The following is a 21,989-nucleotide window of genomic DNA, read 5'->3' as shown; positions in this document are numbered from 1 at the left end:
AGATTGAGCATATTTAGGGCAACCTGCTCTGACCGGCCTCTCGGCCGGATTTCTCAGGCCCCATATATTCTCAATTTGAGCATAATAACCATGCCTGGGAGGCTTCAATGCCGATCACTGGAATTTACGGCCCCGACGATTTTGCCAACCGGCCGCAGGGCCACCTCATCACCCCTCCCCGCGCCGCGCCGGTGCCCGCGGGACCGACGTGGCCAATGCCGTCACTGGAATGGACGCCAGGGGTCGAACGCGCCACCGCCCCGCTCTACGAGCGCGTGAAGCACGTGATCCCGCCGATCGAATGGCCGCTGATGGCACCGACCATCAACGCGATCAACGAGCTGAAGCGCGCGCGGGGCGCGGTGATCCTCGCCCACAACTACCAGGCCCCGGAGATCTTCCATTGCGTGGCCGATATCGGCGGCGACTCGCTCCAGCTCGCGGTCGAAGCCACCAAGGTGAAGGCAGGCATCATCGTCCAGTGCGGCGTGCACTTCATGGCGGAGACCTCGAAGCTGCTCAATCCGGACAAGACCGTTTTGATCCCGGACTCGCGCGCGGGCTGCTCGCTTGCCGCCAGCATCACCGGCGCGGATGTCCGGCTGCTCCGGGAGAAATTTCCGGGCGTGCCCGTCGTTGCTTACGTCAACACCTCGGCAGAGGTGAAGGCGGAGGTCGATATCTGCTGCACGTCATCGAACGCGGTGCAGGTGGTCGAGAGTCTGGGCGCTCGAAGCGTGATCTTCCTGCCCGACCGATACCTCGCTACCTATGTGGCTTCGAAGACCGACGTGAAGATCATCGCCTGGAAAGGCGCCTGCGAGGTGCATGAGCGCTTCACGGGCGAGGAGCTGCGGACCTTTCGCGAGGCCGATCCGTCCGTCCAGATCATCGCGCATCCGGAGTGCCCGCCGGACGTGCTGGCGGAAGCCGACTTCACCGGTTCGACCGCGCACATGATCAACTGGGTGCGCGCGAAGCGGCCGCGGCGCCTCGTCATGATCACCGAATGCTCGATGGCCGACAATGTGCGGGCCGAGCTTCCCGAAGTGGAGATGCTGCGGCCCTGCAATCTCTGCCCGCACATGAAGCGCATCACGCTCGCCAACATCCTGGAGAGCCTGCTGACGCTTCGCGAGGAGGTGACGATCGATCCCGCGCTTGCCGAACGCGCGCGGCGCTCGGTCGAGCGCATGATCAATCTGAAGAACTGAGAGCACGGCATGCAGCACAAGGTCCACGACCTCACCCGCAGCACCGACGACGTCGTCATCGTCGGCGGCGGCCTTGCCGGACTGTTCTGCGCGCTGAAGCTTGCGCCGCGACCGGTGACGCTGATCTCGGCGGCACCGCTCGGACAGGGCGCGTCGTCTGCATGGGCGCAAGGCGGCATCGCCGCGGCGGTGGCCGAAGGCGACACGCCGGAGGCACATGCCGCCGATACCGTCGCGGTCGGCGGCGGCCTTGTCGATGAAGCCGTCGCACTCGGGATCGCGCGCGAGGCGGCGCCGCGCATCCATGACCTTCTCGCCTACGGGGTGCCGTTCGACCGCGATCTCGAAGGCAGGCTTGCCGTCGGACGGGAAGCTGCGCATTCCGCGCGGCGCATCGTGCATGTGCGCGGCGATGGCGCTGGCGCCGCGATCATCGCGGCGCTGAGCGAAGCCGTGCGGCGAACGCCCTCGATCCGCCTGATAGAAGGCTTTGTCGCCGAAGCCCTGCTGACCGAGGACGGCGCCGTCACCGGCCTTCAATTGCGCGAGGCCGGCAATCCCGCTGCACGGCCGGCCGTGCTCGCTTCACGCGCGATCGTGCTTGCGACCGGCGGAATCGGCCATCTCTATGGCGTCACCACCAATCCGCTCGAGGCCAGCGGCTCCGGCCTTGCCATCGCAGCCCGCGCCGGCGCCGTGATTGCCGATCCCGAATTCGTGCAGTTCCACCCCACCGCCATCATGGTCGGCCGCGACCCGGCGCCGCTCGCCACCGAAGCCTTGCGTGGCGAAGGCGCAACGCTGATCAACGGCAACGGCGAGCGATTCATGAGGGCATGCCACCCGCTCGCCGAGCTCGCACCACGCGACATCGTGGCCCGCGGCGTCTTCACCGAGATCGCGGCCGGGCGCGGCGCCTTCCTCGATGCGCGGCAGGCGCTGGGCGCACGCTTCGCCGAGAAATTTCCGACCGTGCATGCGAGCTGCATCGCCGCCGGCATCGATCCCGCGGCGCAACCGATACCGATTGCGCCGGCCGCACACTACCACATGGGCGGCATCGCGGTGGACATGCGCGGCCGCAGCTCGATCGACGGGCTCTGGGCCGGCGGCGAAGTGTCCTCGACCGGTGCGCATGGCGCCAACCGGCTCGCCTCCAACTCGCTGCTGGAGGCCGTCGTCTATGCCGCACGCATTGCCGACGACATCGCCGGCCGCCTTGTGCCCTCGCCCGGCCGCCTTCCCGACGCGTTGGTGATGCCGCGCGCCGGCACGCCGGATGCGGTAGCGGTGAAGCGGTTGCGCGCGATGATGAGCGCACATGTCGGCGTGATCCGCGACGGTGACGGGCTTGCGGACGCCGTGCGCCACTTCGCCATGCTCGAACGCGAGGCCGGAGACATCGCCCTTCGCAACATGGCGACTTCGGCCCTGCTCGTCGCGGCTGCGGCCTGGACGCGGCGCGAGAGCCGCGGCGCGCATTTCCGTTCCGATCATCCCGCTGACGCTCCCGGACCGGCTCGGAGAACGATGACCACGCTCGTCGCGATGCGCGAGGTCGCGGAGAGCCTGAACGAGCGTCCGCTGCCGCGCATCGCGCAATCCATGATCGCCTGAAGGAGGCCCCATGATTACCCCGACCTCACTGCTCTATCTCGACGCCTTTCTCTCTCCGCTCGCGATCGACGAGGCCGTGCAGCGCGCGCTCGACGAGGACCTCGGCCGCGCTGGCGACATCACCTCGCTTGCGACGATCCCGGAAGCGACGAGGGCGCAGGCGATCCTCGTCGCGCGCCAGTCCGGCGTGATCGCCGGATTGCCGTTGGCGCTCGCGACCCTGCAGAAGCTGTCGCCCGACATCGAGTTGCGTGCGCATGTTCGCGACGCCGCGCGGGTTGCCCGCGGCCAGCATGTGCTGACGATCTCGGGCCCCGCGCGCGCCATTCTCACGGCCGAGCGAACCGCGCTGAACTTCGTCGGCCGCCTGTCCGGCATAGCCACGCTCACGGCGGACTATGTCGCTCGCACCGAAGGCACGAAGATGCGCATCTGCTGCACCCGAAAAACCACGCCTGGATTGCGCGCACTTGAGAAATACGCGGTGCGCTGCGGCGGCGGCTTCAACCATCGCTTCGGGCTCGACGACGCCATCCTGATCAAGGACAACCACATTGCGGTCGCCGGCGGCATCCGTCCGGTGCTGGAGCGCGCCCGTGCCCACGCGGGCCATCTCGTCAAGATCGAGATCGAGGTCGATACGCTGGCACAACTGCGCGAGGTGCTCGACAGCGGGATGGCCGACGCGGTGCTGCTCGACAACATGGACCTTGCGATGCTGCGCGAGGCGGTGCGGATCAACGAAGGCCGCCTCGAACTGGAGGCGTCCGGCGGCGTCACGCTGGATTCGATCGCCGCGATTGCGGCGACCGGTGTCGATTATGCGTCGGCGGGCGCGCTGACGCATTCGGCGCCGAACTTCGATTGTGCGCTGGATATCGAGGCGTGATTGGCACTCTAACGCCTCCACAACGTCATGGCCGGGCTTGTCCCGGCCATCCACGCCTTGCCACAGCACGGAGAACGTGGATGCCCGGGACAAAGCCCGGGCATGACGACCTCTTTTTTGAACGGCTACCTGCGCTCGCTCGCACCCATCTCGGCCGAGCTCTTGGCCTCCTGCGCGAGTTCGGCGGACAGCGCGGCGGTCTGGGCCGGGGTGCCCCAGCTCGGCTCCTCGCTGCCGTCGCCCCAGTTGCGCGGGCGATAGAAGGTGTGCACGCCGGTCTTGTACAGCTTCTTCATCTCGGCGACCCAGGACGGGCGGACCCAATAGGCGTGGTAGTGCGTGGACTTGCCGACCTCGGGCAGCCAGATCTGGCCGTCGAGCATCGCCTTGGAGATCTTCTTGGCCCGCTCCCACATTTCGGGCTCGCGGATCACGTCCGGATTGTTGTCGCAGGCGAAGGTGAACTGGCAGGCGAAATGACGGTACTTGTTCTGGTAGACCACGCCGCACACGGTTTCGGGATACTTGCCGGAGAACACGCGGTTCATCACCACCTGCGCCACCGCCATCTGGCCGCGCACGGCCTCGCCGCGGGATTCGAAATAGACGGCTTCGGCGAGGCATTTCTCCGATTTCGCGCGCGACTTGTCGTCGAGCGCGAGCCGCTCCGCCGGCGATCTGGCGCGCTGGTTGTCGGCGTTGACCTCGCCCTTCGGCGCAACGCTCTCGCCGCCTTCGACCTCCTTGGCAATCTCCGCCGATGGCGGCGACAGCGAAGCCGTCACCTTCATGTCGGGATCGGGCATCACGATCAGCGGCTCGGCGCCCGGCTGCCAGCTCTCGATGGGCTCGAGATTGCCGCCGAGCGATGAGCTGCCGAAGAACAGGCTCGAGGTCTTGACGGCGAAGGGCTCGCGCGCCGGTGCCGGCGCGGCGGGAGCCCGCTTCAACGCCTCCAGTGGCGCCGTCGCGAGCGCGCGCGCAGCGTCGCTGGCCTGCGGCGGATTGGAGTATTGCGGCAGCGGCGGCGCGCGCAACGCCTCCTGGAGCTCGGGATCGAGCACGGCTGCGGATTCCGGCGACATCGCCTGCGGCAACTCGGCGGTCTTGGCGCCGAACACCGAGCGGTTCGACGTCGCGGGATCTTCCTCGGCCGGCGCCGCAGCAGGTGCGACCGTCTCGGGAGCCTGCGTCGGCGCGACGGTTGCGAGGCGATCACCCTTCAGGGAGCGATCGACTTTGGGAAAGTCGGAGGCCTGGTAGCGCGGCGGCGCCTGAAGCGCAGGATTGCGGCTGATCGCGCCGGTGACGTCGCGGCCGTCGAGGCTCGCGAGCCGAACCATCGCGCTCTGCGGAGCGGAGGTGCCGATGGGCCGCGAGAAGCTGTAGGTCGCAAGCTGGATCGAGGACGCAGCGGAAAACACCTGCTTCTGCCACCGCTCGGCGACGCCGGGCTGGCGCGCCAGCAGGGAGGCAATGTCCTGATAGCCGGTCTCTCTCGGCATCAATGCGAAGATGCAGAGACCGATGCCGAAGGACGCGAACCGCGCGCCCTTCGGATGGTTACGCAACACTGACATCGATACGCTCACGCTACGCTTACGCTCGTCTGATCGAACTCAGTACATCCGTGCAATTCGATCCTTATCGTAAGTATCTAATTTAGGTTGCCGGGGCGTTAATCCGCGTGGCGCATACGGCACACTCAAGCGAACAGAGGGGTTTTCACGTGGCGATGTCGCGCATTGGTAAATGCGGCCTCACGCGAAGCGGTAAACGTCCGGTCAACGCGCATGGTGAAGGAACTCTTGCGCATGCGTATCATTACGGGACGCGTGATGAGTTCCCGGTGCTAGCATTTGCACACAGCGCCTCCACGCCACAGCGGTCATGCCCGCGAAGGCGGGGCATCCAGTACGCCGTGGCGTTTCGATTCAACCACTGCTGTCTCGGAGTACTGGATCGCCCGGTCAAGCCGGGCGATGACAGCGGAGTGTGTGGCGAACACGTCCCACGAACTCGTCATTGCGAGCGCAGCGAAGCAATCCAGAATCCCTCCGCTGAAAGACTCTGGATTGCTTCGCTGCGCTCGCAATGACGGCGTGGCGAGAACGGCGTCAAAAATGAAAGAGTCGTCCGTGAAGAACTCTGTCCTCAGGCTGGAACGGTCTGAGGCGCGGCAGTTAGAGCCGAGAGGATTTGGCGCAACAAAAGCCTGAGCCAGCGGATGAGGCGTCGGAAGTTGTAGCCAGCGGCGGCGAGGACGGCGTTGGCGGCATCGCCGCGACGGAACCAGAGATAATTGCGGCCCATGCGGTGCTCGGCTTTGAGATGGCCGATGACGGGCTCGACAGCGGCCCTGCGACGCAATTCGCGTTTGATGCTGGGTGTCACTCCTCGCTTCTGGCCGGAGATGAAGACCCTGAACCTGTAATCGGGCGGCGCGTTGTGGCCGCGATATCCCTTGTCGGCGAGGAGGCGCGCGATGGTGTTGCCGATCAGCGCCTCCATGTCCGGGATCACGGTGGCCAGCGTGTGACCGTCATAGGGATTGCCGGGCAGCGCCTTCACATGAGTGACGAACTGGCCGCCTTTGGCGTGGCCGATCGTGGTGGCGACGGAGACTTTGACGCCGAACTCGTAAGGCTTGTGAGCCTTACCCTTGCCGATGCACTCGACCTCCGGCGCGTGCAGGGAATAGACCTTCGGCCCCCGTTGACGCTGCTGCTGCTCGCGTACGCGCCGCGCCAGCAACAGCAATTTGGCGAACGCCGCTTCGAGCCCACCATTGCCCTCGATCTTGCGGCCGATGTCGCGGATCACGCGGCCCAGATAGGTTCGCAGCGTCTTGAGCGCCCGGTTGGCGCGCTTGAACTGCTTGGCGTGGGCATGGCGCTGGTGCTTGATCAGGGCGAACTTGCCTACCCGCGCATAGGACTGCCGCAAAGCCACCCCATGGCGCTGCGCCAGCCGCACCAGCTTCTCGCGCGCCCGGTTCAGAAGCTTTGCATCGGTGGGAAACGTCACGTTCTTGGGCTGAACCGTGGTGTCGACGATCACCCGCGACAGCTCCGACGGCTTGATTGCCTTGGTCCTGACGGCAACCGACAGGCTCTCCTGGATCAGTGCCGCCAGCCGTTCCTCACCCATGCGGTTGCGCCAGCGCGTCAGCGACGAGCGATCGAACACCAGCCGGTGCTGGAAGAACTCCTCGCCGCAGAAATGTTGGTAATAGGGGTTCTCGACCCACCGCTCGCACAGAACTTCGTCGGACAGGTCGTAGGTGTGCTTGAGGATCGCCAGCCCCGCCATCAGGCGCGTCGGCAGCGGCGGCCGGCCGGGGTCGTCGTCGTAAACCTCGCCGAACCGCTGTTCCAGAAAGCCCCAGTCCACGGTGCGCGATAGCGTCACCAGCGGATGCCTCATGTCGATGATCTGATCGAGCCGGGAGCGGAAAAGATCCTGCTCCCCCGTCTCGCGACGCTCTGGTGGCCGCATCGAATTCCCCGCCAATGCCGGTTCTTGGGCGAGTGAATCACAAATCAAGTTTGCAAGGAATCCCGCTCCAAAGCCCCGCTTTCCGGCAAATGCCGTTACCGCAAAATGCCGTTTCCTGATTCCAAATCAACGACTTGGGAATTCTTCACAGACGACGAAAGAGGCGGGGTCTTGGCCCCGCCTCTCTCTTTCCGGCATTTTAGTTCTGCTTATGCCTGGCTGGCGACGGCCTTGCCGAGCGCGGCTTGCGCCGCTGCGAGCCGGGCGATCGGCACGCGGTAGGGCGAGCACGAGACGTAGTTGAGACCGATGTGGTGACAGAAGGCGACGGAGGCGGGATCGCCGCCATGCTCGCCACAGATGCCGACCTTGAGCTTCGGGCGCGTCTTGCGGCCGCGCGCGACGCCGATCTTGACGAGTTCGCCGACGCCTTCCTGATCCAGGGAGATGAAGGGATCGATCGGGAGGATGCCCTTGGACACGTAGGTCCCGAGAAAGCTCGCCGCATCGTCGCGGCTGATGCCGTAGGTGGTCTGGGTGAGATCGTTGGTGCCGAACGAGAAGAATTCGGCGCTCTCGGCGATCTCGGCCGCAAGCAGGCAGGCGCGCGGCAACTCGATCATGGTGCCGACCTGATAGGCGAGCTTGGTGTTGTTGTCGCGCATCACGGCCTGTGCGGTGGCGTCGATGCGCGCCTTGACGAGGTCGAGCTCCATCTTGGTCGCGATCAGCGGCACCATCACCTCGAGGCCGACGGCCTTGCCGGTGCGCTTTTCGGCCTCGACCGCGGCCTCGAAGATCGCACGCGCCTGCATCTCGGCGATCTCCGGATAGGCGATCGCGATACGGCAGCCGCGGAAGCCGAGCATCGGATTGAACTCCGAGAGCTCGCGCGCGCGGTCGGCCAGGCGCCGCGGATCGGTATTCATGGCGCGCGCCACTTCCTCGACCTCGGCGTGGGTGTGCGGCAGGAACTCGTGCAGCGGCGGATCGAGCAGGCGGATCGTGACGGGCAGGCCCTTCATGATCTCGAACAACTCGACGAAGTCGGCGCGCTGCATCGGCAGCAGTTTCGCGAGCGCGGCACGACGCGACTGCTCATCCTCGGAGAGAATCATCTCGCGCACCGTGCGGATGCGCGTCTCCTCAAAGAACATGTGCTCGGTGCGGCAGAGGCCGATGCCTTCCGCGCCGAACTTGATCGCGGTGCGCGCATCGTCCGGGGTATCGCCATTGACGCGCACGCCGATCTTGCGGACCTGGTCGGCCCAGTTCATCAGCGTGCCGAACTCACCGGAGAGCTCCGGCTCGATCATCGGCATGCGGCCGGCGAGCACCTGACCGAGCGAGCCGTCGATGGTGATGACGTCGCCGGTCTTGAAGGTGCGGGAGCCGATGCTCATGGTGCCGCGGCCGTAGTCGACGCGGATGGTACCGCAGCCGGAGACGCAGGGCTTGCCCATGCCGCGCGCGACGACCGCCGCATGCGAGGTCATGCCGCCGCGGGTGGTCAAAATGCCTTCGGCGGCGTGCATGCCATGGATGTCTTCCGGGCTGGTCTCGATGCGAACCAGAATCACCTTGCGTCCGTCGGCCTGAAGCTTGGCCGCTTCATCCGAGGAGAACACGATCTCGCCGGAGGCCGCGCCGGGCGAGGCCGGCAGGCCGGTCGCGATCACGTCGCGCTTGGCGTCGGGATCGATGGCCGGGTGCAAGAGCTGATCGAGCGAGGCCGGATCGATCCGCATCACCGCTTCCTTCTTCGAGATCAGGCCTTCATTGGCGAGCTCGACTGCGATGCGCAGCGCCGCTTTCGCGGTGCGCTTGCCGCCGCGGGTCTGGAGCATCCAGAGCTTGCCCTGCTCGACCGTGAACTCCATGTCCTGCATGTCGCGGTAGTGCTTCTCGAGCAGCGTGTAGATCCGCGTCAGTTCCTTGAAGGCCTCCGGCATCGCCGATTCCATCGATGCCTTGTCGGAGCCCGACTCCTTCCGCGCCTCCTCGGTGATGTCCTGCGGCGTGCGGATGCCCGCCACCACGTCCTCGCCCTGCGCGTTGATCAGGAACTCGCCGTAGAGCTTGCTCTCGCCGGTCGAGGGGTTGCGGGTGAAGGCAACGCCGGTCGCCGAGGTCTCGCCCATGTTGCCGAACACCATGGCCTGCACGTTGACCGCGGTGCCCCAGGATTCCGGAATGTCGTGCAGCTTGCGGTAGGTCACCGCGCGCGCGTTCATCCAGGAGGAAAACACCGCGCCGATCGCGCCCCAGAGCTGGTCGTGCGGATCCTGCGGGAAGTCCTTGCCGGTCTCGCGCGCGACCGCGTCCTTGTACTTGCCGACCAGTTCGACCCAGTCGTCGGCGGATAGGTCCGTGTCGAGCGTGTAGCCCTGCGTGTCCTTGAAGGTGTCGAGGATTTCCTCGAAGTGATGATGCTCGAAGCCGAGCACCACGTCGGAATACATGGTGATGAAGCGGCGATAGCTGTCAAAGGCGAAGCGGCGGTCACCCGACAATTCGGCCAGCGCTTCCACGGTCTGGTCGTTGAGGCCGAGATTGAGCACGGTGTCCATCATGCCCGGCATCGAGGCGCGCGCGCCGGAGCGCACGGAGACGAGCAGCGGGTTCTTGGCGTCGCCGAAGATCTTGCCGGTCAACTTGCCGACATAGTCGAGCGCCTTCTCAACCTGCGACTGCAACTCCTTCGGGTAGGTCTTGTCGTGTGCGTAGAAATAGGTGCAGACCGAGGTCGGGATGGTGAAGCCGGGAGGCACCGGCAGGCCGAGATTGGCCATTTCGGCGAGGTTGGCGCCCTTGCCGCCGAGCAGGTCGCGCATCTCCGAGCGGCCCTCGGCCTTGCCGTCACCGAATGTGAACACCCATTTGCCGGCCTTGGCCGCGGCTGGCGCCGCCTTGGCGGGCGCAGCCTTCTTCGGTGCGGGCTTCGCGGCGACCTTCGGCAGAGCCGCCTTGGTCACGGCCTTGGCCGCCGGCTTGGCTGCGGGCTTTGCAGCGGGCTTGGCAGCGGATTTGGCGACCGGCTTCGGCGCGCTTTTGGCCAGCGTCTTGCGGGCCGGCGGCGCGGCCTTCGCGACGGCAGAGGACTTTGATTTCGCTGGCATTTTCTTAGGCTTCGAGGCGGCTTTGGCCATAGCTTGCACACAACCTGCGAGAGGAATGGGAAATCGCGGGCCTTACACCATTTTGGGCGGGCCCGCGCAAGTCGGACAGTTCCGAAAAGTGACGCCTAGAAGCGGAGCCACTTCAGGAGCCCGAGCCCGATCGCGCCGTTGACGATGAGGAAGATCGCGACGATGAGGTTGAGGAGTCGCGGCATGATCAGGATGAGCACGCCCGCAATCAACGACAGGATCGGCGAAATGTGGGCGACGGTGATGTGCATGAACTATCTTTCTGTGGAGGTGAGGCGAATCGCGCGCGGATCATAGCCGGCCCGGTTCCGGGAGTAGAGATGCGCAGGACGCGCTGCGAGTTCCGTCCTTCGCGAAAACTGCCCGAAATTGCCGCGAATGCGGCAGGCCTTTTCCCGGAACATTGCCATGAGGCACGCATTGGCAACCGGTCGCGCCACTGGCGCGTCCGGAAAAACACGTCGAAGGAGTTGTCCATGCGGAACAGGATTCTTGCTCTTGCAGCGCTCGCGGCCGCGACCGGCTCGCCCCTTGCGGCGCAGGCGCAAAGCGGTGTCACCGTCGGACGCGCGCCCGCCGTGGTCGACAGCGCCCCGACCATAGCGGCCGACCAGCGGCCGGCCTTCCGCGAATATGTCGTCGAGCAACGTGTGCCGCCCTTCCGGATTACGGATCGCGTGGTGGTCGGCACCACCTTACCCGAAAGCGGCGTCACTTATTATGACGTGCCGCAACGTTTCGGCGCCACCACCTATCGCTACACCGTCGTGAACGGCGAGACCGTTCTGGTCGAGCCGCGCTCGCGCCGCATCGTCGAGGTGCTGGACTGATCGGCTAACAGAAATCGACTAGATGTCCGGCGCGCCATATCAGGCTGGCGCGAGCAGTTTGAAGCGGACATCAGGCCCCGCCCGGTCCTTCCCCCCGCCGGGTGGGGCACTTTTTTACGCGCTCTGTCACTCCTGTATCCCGGACGCGGCGCACTGCGCTGCGTCCGGGGCACGAGAGCCGCAATATCCGCGCCTCAATCCTGGATCTTCGAGAAATCCGCCACCGCCCGCGTGGCGCTGCGGATCTCGTTGAGCAGCCTCAGGCGGTTCTCGCGCACCTTCGCATCGTCGTCATTAACGCGAACCTTGTCGAAGAACGCATCGACCGGCGGACGAAGTTTCGCCATCGCACTCATGGCGGCAGCGAAGTCCTCCCTGGCGACGGCGGCGCTTGCTTCCGCCTTCACCTCGCCGATCGCTTTCGCCAGCGCCTTCTCCTCGTCGAGGCTGTAGAGCGCGGCGTCAGGCGCACCGTCGAAGCTGCGTTTGTCCTTCTTCTCCTCGATCGAGAGGATGTTGCTGGCACGCTTGGTGCCGGCGAGCAGGTTCTTGCCGTCGTCGGACTCGAGGAATTTGCCGAGCGCCTCGACGCGGCGGACGATCATCAGCAGGTCGTCCTGGCCACCGAGCGCGAACACGGCGTCGACAAGATCATGCCGCGCGCCCTGCTCGCGGAGCTGGACCTTGAGGCGGTCGGCAAAGAAGGCGAGCAGCTCGCTCGGAAGCTTCTGCGCATCGGCGGGCTTCAACGATAGGCCGGCGAGCGCCGACGCCGCCACCTTCATCAACGACAGACGCAGCGCATTCTCCGCGATCAGCCGGATCACACCCAGCGCCGCGCGACGCAGCGCATACGGGTCCTTGCTGCCGGTCGGCTTTTCGTCGATCGCCCAAAACCCAACCAGCGTATCGATCTTGTCGGCAAGTGCGACGGCCACGCTCACCGGATCGGTCGGCACACGATCGGCCGGGCCCTGCGGCTTGTAATGCTCCTCGCAGGCGGCGGCGACGGAAGCGTCCTCGCCCTGGGCCAGAGCGTAGTACTTGCCCATCAGACCCTGCACCTCCGGAAACTCACCGACGACTTCGGTCAGCAGATCCGCCTTGGCCAGATGCGCGGCACGCGTCGTCTTGCCGACATCGGCGCCGACCAGCGGTGCGATCTCCGCGGCAAGGCGCTCGATGCGCTTGATGCGCTCGGCCTGGGTGCCGAGCTTCTCGTGGAACACGATCTGCTCGAACTTCGGCAGCCGATCCTCGAGCTTGGTCTTCAGGTCCGTTTCGTAGAAGAACTTCGCATCCGACAGCCGCGCGCGGATGACGCGCTCGTTGCCGGCGATGATGGTCGCACCACCGTCGGTCGCCTCGATGTTGGCGACCAGGATGAACTTGTTGGCGAGCTTGCCCGTCTTGGGGTCGCGCACCACGAAGCACTTCTGGTTGTTGCGGATGGTGGCGCGGATCACCTCGGCCGGCGTCGCCAGGAACTCCGGCTCGAACGAGCCCATCAGCACGACCGGCCATTCGACGAGGCCCGCGACCTCGTCGAGCAGGTTCTGGTCCTCGACGAGTTCGAAGCCCTGCGCGAACGCCAACTGCTTGGCGTCGGTGAGGATCGCATCCTTGCGGCGCTCGGGGTCGAGCACGACCTTGGCGTCGAGCAATTTTGCTTCGTAGTCCTCGAAGCGGCGCACGGAAATAGACGCGGGCGCAAGGAAGCGATGGCCGTAGGTCGTCTGGCCGGCTTCGATGCCATCCACCGAAAACTTCACGACATCCGGCTCTTCGGTCTCGAGTCCGAACGTCGCGGTAATCGCGTGCAGCGGGCGCACCCAGTTGAGCGAGCCGGGTTTTCCGGAACGCGCGCCCCAGCGCATCGATTTCGGCCAGGGGAAGGTGCGGATGATGACGGGGAGGATGTCCGCGAGCACGTCGATCGCATCGCGACCGGGCTTCTCGATCAATCCGATGTAGAAATCGCCCTTGGGGTCGCGCTGGATCTTGGCCTCGTCCAGCGACTTCAGACCGGTCGCCTTCAGGAAGCCCTGCACGGCCGCATCGGGCGCGCCGATTTTGGGGCCGCGGCGTTCGGTCTTGAGGTCGGGCTGGCGCGCCGGGATGCCGTGCACGGTGAGCGCGAGGCGGCGCGGCGTCGCGAAGGCTTTCGCGCCCTCGTAGACGAGACCTTCGGCGACGAGCTTGTCGGTGACCATGCGGCGCAGATCGTCAGCCGCCTTGGCCTGCATGCGCGCGGGAATCTCTTCCGAGAACAGTTCAAGCAAAAGATCGGGCATCAGGCCGCTCCGCCCGCTTCAGTGTGGATCCAGGCCTCGCCGCAGGCCTTGGCCAGCTCACGCACGCGAAGAATGTAGCTCTGCCGCTCCGTCACGGAGATCACGCCGCGCGCATCGAGCAGATTGAAGACATGGCTCGCCTTGATGCACTGGTCGTAGGCCGGTAGCGCCATCAGATGCTGCTTCCGATTGCCGCCTTCGCGCCAGCCGGCGTCGAGATATTTCCGGCAGGCCGCTTCCGCCATCTTGAACTGCTCGAACAGCATCGCGGTGTCGGCATGTTCGAAATTGTGCCGCGAATATTCCTGCTCGGCTTGCAGGAAGACATCGCCATAGGTGACCTTGGCGTCACCCTCGCGGCCGTTGAAGTTGAGGTCGTAGACGCGGTCGACGCCCTGCACATACATCGCGAGGCGCTCGAGGCCATAGGTGAGCTCACCTGCGACCGGCGCGCATTCGAAGCCTGCGACCTGCTGGAAATAAGTGAACTGACTGACCTCCATGCCGTCGCACCAGCACTCCCAGCCCAAACCCCAGGCGCCCAGCGTGGGGCTCTCCCAATCGTCCTCGACGAAGCGGATGTCGTGCACGGCGGAATCGATGCCGATCGCGGCAAGCGACTTCAGGTACAGATCCTGAAGATTCGGCGGCGACGGCTTCATGATCACCTGGAACTGGTAGTAGTGCTGCATCCGGTTCGGGTTCTCGCCGTAACGGCCGTCCTTGGGCCGTCGCGAGGGCTGCACATAGGCCGCATTCCAGGGCTTTGGCCCGAGCGCGCGCAGGGTGGTCGCCGGATGGAAGGTGCCCGCGCCCATCTCCATGTCGTAGGGCTGCAGGATCACGCAGCCCTGCTCGGCCCAGAACCGCTGGAGCGCGAGGATGAAGCCCTGGAACGAGCGTTCCGGGCGCATATGGGCGGGCAATGAGGCGTCCATCGTCAGATCGGGCTCTCGCGGGGGGTTTTGAATCGCGCGGGACCGTATCGACGGCGGGGATGGGAATCAAGGCGAAGGGGGCCGGAAAGCGGCCCTGTACTCCGTCATGGCCGGGCTTGTCCCGGCCATCCACGCCTTGTGTAACCGCACGAGAACGCGGATGCCCGGGACAAGCCCGGGCATGACGACTGTGGCAGCTAGCCCGGACGATAAGCTCCGGTCACGGGGTCACGCTTCAGCGTCTGGATATCCCCCATGCGGGCGGTTTCGGCGACGCGCGACAGGCGCATCTCCTCCAGCTCCTGGTTGATCCGGACAGCGGTCTTGTAGGCCCAGCGGACCACGGCAAGCCCGCCCAGGACGCCCGCGAAAGCGACGAACGGCGGCATCGGTCGATCCTCGTCTAGTGCTCAGCCCCCACCTGCATTGTTGCGCAGATGGGCCAGCGCCGCAATTGGCGCGGCCCGGGCCAAATGGCGCTGCCTAGAACCCGAATTTCGCCCAGATCGCCCGTGTCTCGACCGCCGAGATCAGCTCGTCCGGCAAGCCGGCCATTGATTCCAGGGCTGAAAGCTGCCCCGCGCCGGGCGATTTCCGCCCCAAAAGACCGGAGAGCAGCCCGGTCGGCTGCGCGATCACGGGGGTGAGAACCTTCTCGCCATAGCGGGCACGAAGAGTTGAGCGGAGATCGCCGATGCCGTCGGCGAGCCCCAGCGCGATGGCACTGTCGCCAGCCCAGTATTCGCCCGTGAACAGGGTCTCGTCCGCTCCCTTCAGCCGTGCGCCGCGGCTGTCCTTGACCAGCGAGATGAAGATCCGGTGGATCTCGCGCTGGATCGCCTTCAGCTTGGCGACGTCATCGGGGTTTTCGGGAAGGAACGGGTCGAGCATCGCCTTGTGTTCGCCGGCCGTATAGAGGCGCCGCTCGATGCCGAGCCGCCTGATCGCCTCCTGGAAACCAAAACTGCCGCCGACCACGCCGATCGAGCCGAGGATCGAGGACGGATCGCAGATGATCTCGTCGCCGGCACAGGCGATCATGTAGCCACCAGACGCCGCGACGTCCTCGACGAACACGAGCACCGGCAGCTTCTTCTCCGCCGCGAGCTGCTTGATGCGCAAGTAGATCTGACGCGACTGCACTGGCGAGCCGCCGGGCGAATTGATCACCAGCGCCACGGCCTTGGCGTGCCGATACGAAAACGCGCGCTCGAGCACCCGCGCGATGCCGGCAAGCGTCAGCCCGGGGCGCAGCGGCGTCACCGCACCGATCACCCCTGACAGCCGCACCACCGGCACCACTGGGGTACCCGGTCGAAAGCGTGCCGGCAGATATTGCATGAGCTTGTCGGCCAGGCCGGAACTCTCACGATCGTTCAATTGTTCGGCCATGTCGTTACCTCTGATTAACCATTTCTTATCACGCGACTGTCATTGGAAGTGCCCGGAACGTGCTTTGCAGTTTTCCCGTTGGAAGGCTGCAATGAGGCAGCGGAGAACACCATGAAAATCTATCTTCTGATGCTGCTGATCGGCGCGCTGTTCATGGCGATCCGCCTCACGTCCCCGCAAGAGCAGCAGTCGGAATCGCTTCCCCGGTAAGCCCTCACGGTTCCACCAGCGGCAACGCCGCTCTCCCTTCCAGAATCTCCGTCACCTCGCTTTTGGACAAGCGCGACTCGTCGTTGAGCATGAGGCCCGGCAGCAATCGCGTCGGGGCCCGGCCACCCTTCACCGCACGCACCAGCACGCGGATCGCGGGCCGCCCGGCCTCGCCGTGAACCGGCAGGATCGAGAGACTGCCGAAACCGCGTGACAGCGCTGCCAGGACATCGGCGATTCCATCTGCACGCCAGATCAGGGTCAGCACACCATTGGATCGGAGGATACGGCGCGCTGCATGCACCCACGCATGCAAGGTCTCTTCCGTCGCCACATGCGCGCTGTGACGCGCCCGGTCCGGCGAGCCGCGATGCCGGGCCGGATCGTTGAAGGGCGGATTCATCAACACCACGTCGACGCTTTCGGGCGACAGCCCGTTTGACGCAAAGGCCTGCGGCTCGCCCGTGACGTCGAGCACGATCGTCTCGGCGGCAATCGCATTCGCCGCCGCGTTGCTGCGCGCGAGCTCGGCCAGCTCGGGATCGATCTCGACCAGACTGAGCCTGATGCCCGCGACGCGGCGGGCCAGCGCCAGACCGGCCGTACCGACACCGGCGCCGAAATCGACCACGCGGTCCCCCGCCAGGGCGTCGGTCGCCGCTGCAAGCAGGATGGCGTCATGCCCGGCGCGATGGCCGGATCGCTTCTGCTTCAACCGCAATTGCCCGCCGAGAAAGGCGTCCTCGGTAATATCTGCGGCCTCAATCATCGCCGCGCAGTTCGTGGCTGAGGCCGGCTTCGGTGAGGAGAGCCCTGGCTTCCTGGACGTCGTCCTCATGGACCAGGATCCGCCGCGGCAATATGCCGAGCGAGCCCTCGATGATGCTCATGTTCTGGTCCAGCACCAGATGATGGATGTTGGCACCGTCGAGCAGCGCGCCGATCGCCGACACCAGCACCATGTCATTGGTCCGAACCAGTTCGCGCAAAACGCAGATCTCCTGCCTGAAAGGGGGGCATGCGGCAAATGTCAATGGTTCCGAGGTCTTGCCGCATCCGCCGCCAGTTTCTATTGTCTTTCCATCAGAATAGCCCTTCCGGGGCAAATATTGGAGACCGGCGTGGCCGTCATCGTACCTTTCGAAACTCCCGGCGCGTCGATCGAAGAGCTGGTTGCCCTTGTCGCCCCTGACATGGAGCGCGTCAACGCCACGATTCTGTCGCGGACCGGCTCCGAGGTGACCATGATCCCCGAGGTCGCCAATCACCTGATCTCCTCCGGGGGCAAACGCCTGCGCCCGATGCTGACGCTCGCCATGGCCAACTTGGCCGGCTATACCGGCGACGGCCATATCAAGCTCGCGGCCTCGGTCGAGTTCATGCATACCGCCACCCTGCTCCACGACGACGTCGTCGACGAGAGCGAGATGCGCCGCGGCAAGCTGTCGGCGCGCATGCTCTGGGGCAACGAGGCGAGCGTGCTGGTCGGCGACTTCCTGCTCGGCCAGGCCTTCCGCATGATGGTCGAGGTCGGATCGCTCCGCGCGCTCGACATCCTCTCCGCGGCCGCCGCCACCATCGCCGAGGGCGAGGTGATGCAGCTGGCCGCCGCCAAGAACACCGCGACCACCGAGGACGAATATCTCGCCGTGATCCGCGGCAAGACCGCCGAATTGTTCGCCGCCGCCTGCGAGGTCGGCCCCGTCATCGCCAACCGGCCGAAGGCGGAGCAGACCGCCTGCCGCTCGGTCGGCATGAATCTCGGCATCGCCTTCCAGCTCGTCGACGACGTGCTCGACTATGGCGGCAAGAGCGCCAAGCTCGGCAAGAACACCGGCGACGATTTCCGCGAGGGCAAGATCACGCTGCCGGTCGTGCTGGCCTTCCGCCGCGGCAACGACACCGAGCGCGCCTTCTGGATTCGCGCGCTGGAGCGCGGCGAGATCGGCGACGGCGATCTCGACCACGCCATCGGCCTGATGAACAAGCACCGCGCGCTCGAGGATACGCTGAGCCGCGCCCAGCACTACGGCGCCATGGCCGTCGACGCGCTCGCGCTGTTCCCGCCCTCGCCGATGAAGAGCGCGCTGGAGCAGGTCGTGGCGTTCTGTTTGGCAAGGTCGCACTGAGCCGCTGACGCTCTTTCCGCTTCCACTGAAGCGGAATGGCTTTAGGTTGAATCGATCGCCGCGGGCCGTTCACCTCTCTCGCTTGTGGGAGAGGTCGGCGCGTCCGGGCGAAGCGAAGCTTCGTCCCGTGCGCCGGGCGAGGGCTTGCTCCTCTTGGGGATTGTCCCATTTGGGATACACCCTCTCCCCAGCCCTCTCCCGCAAGCGGGAGAGGGAGTGCACCTCCGTCGTTGTAGCAATCAAGCTTCATCCCAGCACGCACCATCGTCATTGCGAGCGCAGCGAAGCAATCCAGACTGTCTCCGCGGACGGAATCTGGATTGCATCGCTGCGCTCGCAATGACGGTGAGGGTGGCGCACCGCCATCGTTCGCAAAGTCGAGTTCGACCTGTGCGATAGCGTCGCGGTCTCGCGGCCGTCTTCATCCTATACATCGCGGCCCACCTGTTACTTGCATTTTGAAAGTTACTACCCTAGTCTCCTGCATATGCAGCCAAAATCTCCCTCCATCCAGGAATGCCCCGTCGGCCGCGCCGTGGAGACCGTCGGCGAATGGTGGAGCATCCTGATCCTGCGCGATGCGTTTCAGGGCGCGACGAAGTTCGACGAATTCGCGCAAAGCCTCGGAATCGCGCCGAACATCCTGTCGCGGCGTCTCGCCCATCTCACCGCGAGCGGCATGTTCGCCCGGCGCCGCTACAACGAACGTCCGCCGCGCTACGAATACGTGCTGACGGACAAGGCGCGGGATTTCTTTCCGGTCATCGTCGCGCTGCTCGCCTGGGGTAACAAGCATCTCGCGCCGAGGGGCGAATCCATCCTGCTCGCGAACCGGAGCGACGTTCGCCCGCTCGATCCGATCGTGGTCGATGCCGCCGACATGCGCCCGATCACGCTCGCCAATGCGGTCGTCATCGCGGGGCCCCGCGCCAGCCGCGGGATGCGCGCGCGGCTCGCTTCGCTCAAGGCCATGAACCCGGCCGTTGCGCCGGCTGGAGACTGACATGCGTCGTATCGTCGTGACCGGCATGGGCGCGGTGTCGCCGCTCGGCTGTGGGGTCGAATTGTCGTGGCGGCGGCTGCTCGCCGGCCAAAGCGGGCTGCGTCCTCTGCCCGATTGGGCGCAGGCACTGCCGGCGCGCATCGCCGGTCTCGTGCCCGACAACGCCGATGATGCCGATGGCGGCTTCGATCCCGCGCAGGCCGCCGCGCCAAAAGACCAGCGCAAGATGGACCGCTTCATCCTGTTCGCGCTGCTGGCCACTGCAGAAGCGGTCGCACAGGCCAAATGGATGCCGCAGGACGCAAACGCGCTGGAGCGCACCGCGACGATCATCGCCTCCGGCATCGGCGGCTTTCCGGCGATGGCGGAGGCGGTCCGCATCACCGAGAAGCGCGGTGCGCGCCGGCTCTCGCCGTTCACGGTCCCTTCGTTCCTCGCCAATCTCGCCGCCGGCCAGGTCTCGATCAAATACGGCTACAAGGGCGCGCTGGGCACGCCGGTCACGGCCTGTGCCGCCGGCGTGCAGGCGATCGGCGATGCCGCCCGAATGATCCGCGCCGGCGAGGCCGATGTCGCGATCTGCGGCGGTGCAGAGGCCTGCATCGACATCGTCAGCCTCGGCGGCTTTGCCGCGGCCCGCGCGCTGTCGAGCGGCTTCAACGACGAACCCGCGCGCGCCTCGCGCCCGTTCGATCGGGACCGCGACGGCTTCGTGATGGGTGAAGGCGCCGGCATCCTGGTGATCGAGGCGCTGGAACATGCACTGGCGCGCGGCGCGACGCCGATCGCGGAGATCGTCGGCTACGGCACGACCGCGGACGCCTATCACATGACCTCGGGTCCGCCCAATGGCGACGGTGCCCGCCGCGCCATGGAGATCGCGCTTCGGCAGGCGAAGCTCGAGCCTGCGGATCTGCAGCACCTGAACGCGCATGCGACGTCGACGCCGGCCGGCGACGAGAGCGAGCTCGGCGCGATCGCCGCGCTGTTCGGCCGCAACCGCGGCATTGCCGTGAGCGCGACCAAATCGGCCACCGGGCACCTGCTCGGCGCCGCTGGCGGGCTGGAGGCGATCTTCACCGTGCTCGCTTTGCGCGACCAGATCGCACCGCCGACGCTCAATCTCGAAAATCCGGATCCCGGCGCCGAAGGCATCGACATCGTTGCCGGCGCAGCGAGAGCGATGGCGATGCAGAGCGCCATCTCCAACGGGTTCGGGTTCGGCGGAGTGAATGCCAGCGTGATCTTCCGCCGGATGGGCTGAGCGAGAGGCCTTGCAATCGCCGCTCGCTCCGCTACGAAAACAGGATGACCGAAACGAATTTCTGGCTGTTCCTGGCCGCAGCTTGCCTCATTGCCGCCGTTCCGGGCCCCGGCATTTTCTACGTCGCGGCACGAACCCTGTCGGAGGGACGCGCCAGTGGCCTGGCGTCGACCGCAGGCACGGCGCTCGGCGGGCTCGTTCATGTCGTCGCAGGCAGCCTCGGCATCTCCGCGATCATCCTGGCCAGCGCGGAACTGTTTGCCGTCGTGAAATTCATCGGCGCGCTCTATTTGGTCTGGCTCGGAATCAAGACGTTTCGCAGCGCCGGCCGCGCGCTGTCGCTCAAGAGCGCGGCAGTCGGCGACAAGCACGCCTTCCGCGACGGCGTGCTGGTCGAGGCCCTGAACCCAAAGACCGCGGCGTTCTTCCTCGCCTTCATTCCGCAGTTCCTCGATCCCTCGGGATCGAGCCCGACGCTGCAATTCATTGTGCTGGGTGCGATCTCGGTGACGCTGAACACGCTCGCCGATGTCGTGGTGGTGCTGATGGCATCCGCGACACGCACGCAGCTGATCGGACGGCGGCAGCTGATGCGACGTCTCACGCAGGGCTCCGGCGTCTTCATCGCCAGCCTCGGCCTCTCGCTCGCGCTGGCGCGGCGGCCGGTGAATGGATAGCGCCACGATGCTCGCCCCGCAAAGCCGCTTCCATGAATCGCACGGCCTGCGGCTGCATTACGCCGACTGGGGCAATGAGAGCGCGCCACCACTCATCCTGGTCCATGGCGGCCGCGATCATTGCCGCAGCTGGGATCACATTGCCCGGTCGTTGCAGCCGCATTTTCACGTGCTCGCGCCCGACCTGCGCGGCCACGGCGATTCCGACTGGACCCGAGGCGGCAGCTACGCGCTGACGGAATATGTCTACGATCTCTCCCAGCTCGTCCGCAATATCGCAGCGCCTCAGGTCACTCTCATCGGCCATTCGATGGGCGGCATGGTGAGCCTGATCTTTTCGGGCTCATTCCCCGAGCAGGTCTCGAAGCTCGTGATCCTCGACGGCGTGACCATGTTGCCGGATACGCCAAAACCGCCGGCGCATGAGCGCATCGGCAAATGGGTCGGCCAGCTCGACAAGCTGCACGACCGCACGCCGCGCCGCTATGCCACCCTCGAGGAGGCCGCCGCGCAGATGATGCTTCACAACAAACGGCTATCCCGCGACCTCGCCCTGCATCTCGCCACGCATGGCGCGCGGCAGAACGAGGACGGCACCTACAGCTGGAAATTCGATCCCTACCAGCGCGCCGCTGCGCCGCACCGGCTCTGGCCCGACGATCACATCGAGCTGTGGTCGCGCATCATTTGTCCGACGCTGCTGCTCAATGCCGGTGAAAGCTTTCTCGCCGGCGCCAGGGCCGCAGGCCTGGAACGGTACTTCCCGCAGGCGCGCATCGAGACCATCGCGGGCGCAGGACATTGGCTGCAGCACGACAAGCCGCAGCAGGTGTTGGGTGAGATCCGAAGGTTTCTCGGGCTGGCTGAGGACCACGGCTAGCTCAA

Annotated in this window: 19 protein-coding genes; 9 read left to right on the top strand and 10 right to left on the bottom strand. The window is 65.8% G+C overall.

All coding sequences use genetic code 11. The annotated features are described in order from the left end of the window. Window positions 1–107 precede the first annotated feature (107 nt). Genes nadA through nadC form a run of 3 tightly spaced genes read left to right on the top strand, consistent with a single transcriptional unit; the run spans window position 108 to window position 3,720 of the window. Window positions 108–1,214, top strand: a complete 1,107-nt coding sequence (gene nadA, locus FJV43_RS26040; protein WP_239621910.1) for a quinolinate synthase NadA — start codon at window positions 108–110, stop codon at window positions 1,212–1,214. 9 nt (window positions 1,215–1,223) lie between these two features. Next, window positions 1,224–2,831: an L-aspartate oxidase gene (locus FJV43_RS26035; RefSeq protein WP_239621909.1), complete on the top strand. Its 1,608-nt coding sequence runs from the start codon at window positions 1,224–1,226 to the stop codon at window positions 2,829–2,831. Window positions 2,832–2,841: 10 nt separating this feature from the next. After that, window positions 2,842–3,720: a carboxylating nicotinate-nucleotide diphosphorylase gene (gene nadC / locus FJV43_RS26030; protein ID WP_239621908.1), complete on the top strand. Its 879-nt coding sequence runs from the start codon at window positions 2,842–2,844 to the stop codon at window positions 3,718–3,720. A 125-nt stretch (window positions 3,721–3,845) separates the two neighbouring features. Here nadC and FJV43_RS26025 read toward each other — a convergent pair whose 3' ends face one another. The 4 genes from FJV43_RS26025 to FJV43_RS26010 all read right to left on the bottom strand — a co-directional run bounded on the left by FJV43_RS26025 (window position 3,846) and on the right by FJV43_RS26010 (window position 10,618). Next, on the bottom strand, window positions 3,846–5,300 hold the full coding sequence (locus FJV43_RS26025) for a cell wall hydrolase (protein WP_239621907.1): 1,455 nt from the start codon (window positions 5,298–5,300) through the stop codon (window positions 3,846–3,848). A gap of 574 nt (window positions 5,301–5,874) precedes the next feature. Next, window positions 5,875–7,218: an IS5 family transposase gene (locus tag FJV43_RS26020; protein ID WP_239620637.1), complete on the bottom strand. Its 1,344-nt coding sequence runs from the start codon at window positions 7,216–7,218 to the stop codon at window positions 5,875–5,877. A gap of 209 nt (window positions 7,219–7,427) precedes the next feature. Further along, on the bottom strand, window positions 7,428–10,367 hold the full coding sequence (ppdK, locus tag FJV43_RS26015; RefSeq protein WP_239621906.1) for a pyruvate, phosphate dikinase: 2,940 nt from the start codon (window positions 10,365–10,367) through the stop codon (window positions 7,428–7,430). Between the two features lie 95 nt (window positions 10,368–10,462). After that, window positions 10,463–10,618 (bottom strand): DUF3096 domain-containing protein, encoded by a 156-nt coding sequence (locus FJV43_RS26010; protein ID WP_008562090.1) that lies wholly within the window; start codon window positions 10,616–10,618, stop codon window positions 10,463–10,465. 225 nt (window positions 10,619–10,843) lie between these two features. Here FJV43_RS26010 and FJV43_RS26005 point away from each other — a divergent pair, with 225 nt between their 5' ends. Beyond that, window positions 10,844–11,197 carry a DUF1236 domain-containing protein gene (locus FJV43_RS26005; RefSeq protein WP_239621905.1) on the top strand — a complete coding sequence of 118 codons (354 nt, stop codon included), beginning with the start codon at window positions 10,844–10,846 and terminating at the stop codon, window positions 11,195–11,197. A 194-nt stretch (window positions 11,198–11,391) separates the two neighbouring features. Here the strand turns inward: FJV43_RS26005 and glyS are convergent, their stop codons facing one another. The 6 genes from glyS to FJV43_RS25975 all read right to left on the bottom strand — a co-directional run bounded on the left by glyS (window position 11,392) and on the right by FJV43_RS25975 (window position 17,020). Next, window positions 11,392–13,491 (bottom strand): glycine--tRNA ligase subunit beta, encoded by a 2,100-nt coding sequence (gene glyS, locus FJV43_RS26000; RefSeq protein ID WP_239621904.1) that lies wholly within the window; start codon window positions 13,489–13,491, stop codon window positions 11,392–11,394. Continuing rightward, complete coding sequence (locus FJV43_RS25995; protein ID WP_239621903.1) at window positions 13,491–14,429, bottom strand: glycine--tRNA ligase subunit alpha; 939 nt, start codon at window positions 14,427–14,429, stop codon at window positions 13,491–13,493. The genes glyS and FJV43_RS25995 overlap by 1 nt, the downstream gene beginning before the upstream one ends. A 197-nt stretch (window positions 14,430–14,626) precedes the next feature. Then, window positions 14,627–14,818, bottom strand: coding sequence for a hypothetical protein (locus FJV43_RS25990; protein ID WP_074122886.1), 192 nt, complete (start codon window positions 14,816–14,818; stop codon window positions 14,627–14,629). Between the two features lie 94 nt (window positions 14,819–14,912). After that, the gene (locus FJV43_RS25985; protein ID WP_239621902.1) at window positions 14,913–15,821 is read right to left on the bottom strand and encodes a S49 family peptidase; all 909 of its coding nucleotides are present in this window, start codon (window positions 15,819–15,821) and stop codon (window positions 14,913–14,915) included. A gap of 214 nt (window positions 15,822–16,035) precedes the next feature. Continuing rightward, window positions 16,036–16,800: a methyltransferase gene (locus FJV43_RS25980; protein ID WP_239621901.1), complete on the bottom strand. Its 765-nt coding sequence runs from the start codon at window positions 16,798–16,800 to the stop codon at window positions 16,036–16,038. Next, window positions 16,793–17,020: a DUF2007 domain-containing protein gene (locus FJV43_RS25975; RefSeq protein WP_028178667.1), complete on the bottom strand. Its 228-nt coding sequence runs from the start codon at window positions 17,018–17,020 to the stop codon at window positions 16,793–16,795. The genes FJV43_RS25980 and FJV43_RS25975 overlap by 8 nt, the downstream gene beginning before the upstream one ends. A gap of 132 nt (window positions 17,021–17,152) precedes the next feature. On the opposite strand from FJV43_RS25975, the gene FJV43_RS25970 reads away from it, so the two are divergent. The 5 genes from FJV43_RS25970 (at window position 17,153) to FJV43_RS25950 (ending at window position 21,984) form a co-directional block, all read left to right on the top strand. Beyond that, a complete protein-coding gene (locus tag FJV43_RS25970; RefSeq protein WP_131866317.1) occupies window positions 17,153–18,160 on the top strand; it encodes a polyprenyl synthetase family protein in 1,008 nt (335 codons plus the stop codon). Between the two features lie 487 nt (window positions 18,161–18,647). Then, the gene (locus FJV43_RS25965) at window positions 18,648–19,163 is read left to right on the top strand and encodes a helix-turn-helix domain-containing protein (protein WP_239621900.1); all 516 of its coding nucleotides are present in this window, start codon (window positions 18,648–18,650) and stop codon (window positions 19,161–19,163) included. Window position 19,164: 1 nt separating this feature from the next. Next, window positions 19,165–20,427 carry a beta-ketoacyl-ACP synthase II gene (fabF, locus tag FJV43_RS25960; RefSeq protein WP_239621899.1) on the top strand — a complete coding sequence of 421 codons (1,263 nt, stop codon included), beginning with the start codon at window positions 19,165–19,167 and terminating at the stop codon, window positions 20,425–20,427. Between the two features lie 44 nt (window positions 20,428–20,471). After that, the gene (locus FJV43_RS25955) at window positions 20,472–21,104 is read left to right on the top strand and encodes a LysE family translocator (protein ID WP_239621898.1); all 633 of its coding nucleotides are present in this window, start codon (window positions 20,472–20,474) and stop codon (window positions 21,102–21,104) included. A gap of 7 nt (window positions 21,105–21,111) precedes the next feature. After that, window positions 21,112–21,984, top strand: coding sequence for an alpha/beta hydrolase (locus tag FJV43_RS25950; protein ID WP_239629603.1), 873 nt, complete (start codon window positions 21,112–21,114; stop codon window positions 21,982–21,984). Window positions 21,985–21,989: the final 5 nt, after the last annotated feature.

Origin of the sequence: Bradyrhizobium sp. I71, assembly GCF_022354745.1 — a bacterium.
In the GTDB taxonomy this organism is placed as follows: Bacteria; Pseudomonadota; Alphaproteobacteria; order Rhizobiales; family Xanthobacteraceae; genus Bradyrhizobium; species Bradyrhizobium liaoningense.
The sequence above is the reverse complement of the archived record's forward strand: the minus strand, read 5'-3'. Positions and strand labels throughout refer to the sequence as shown.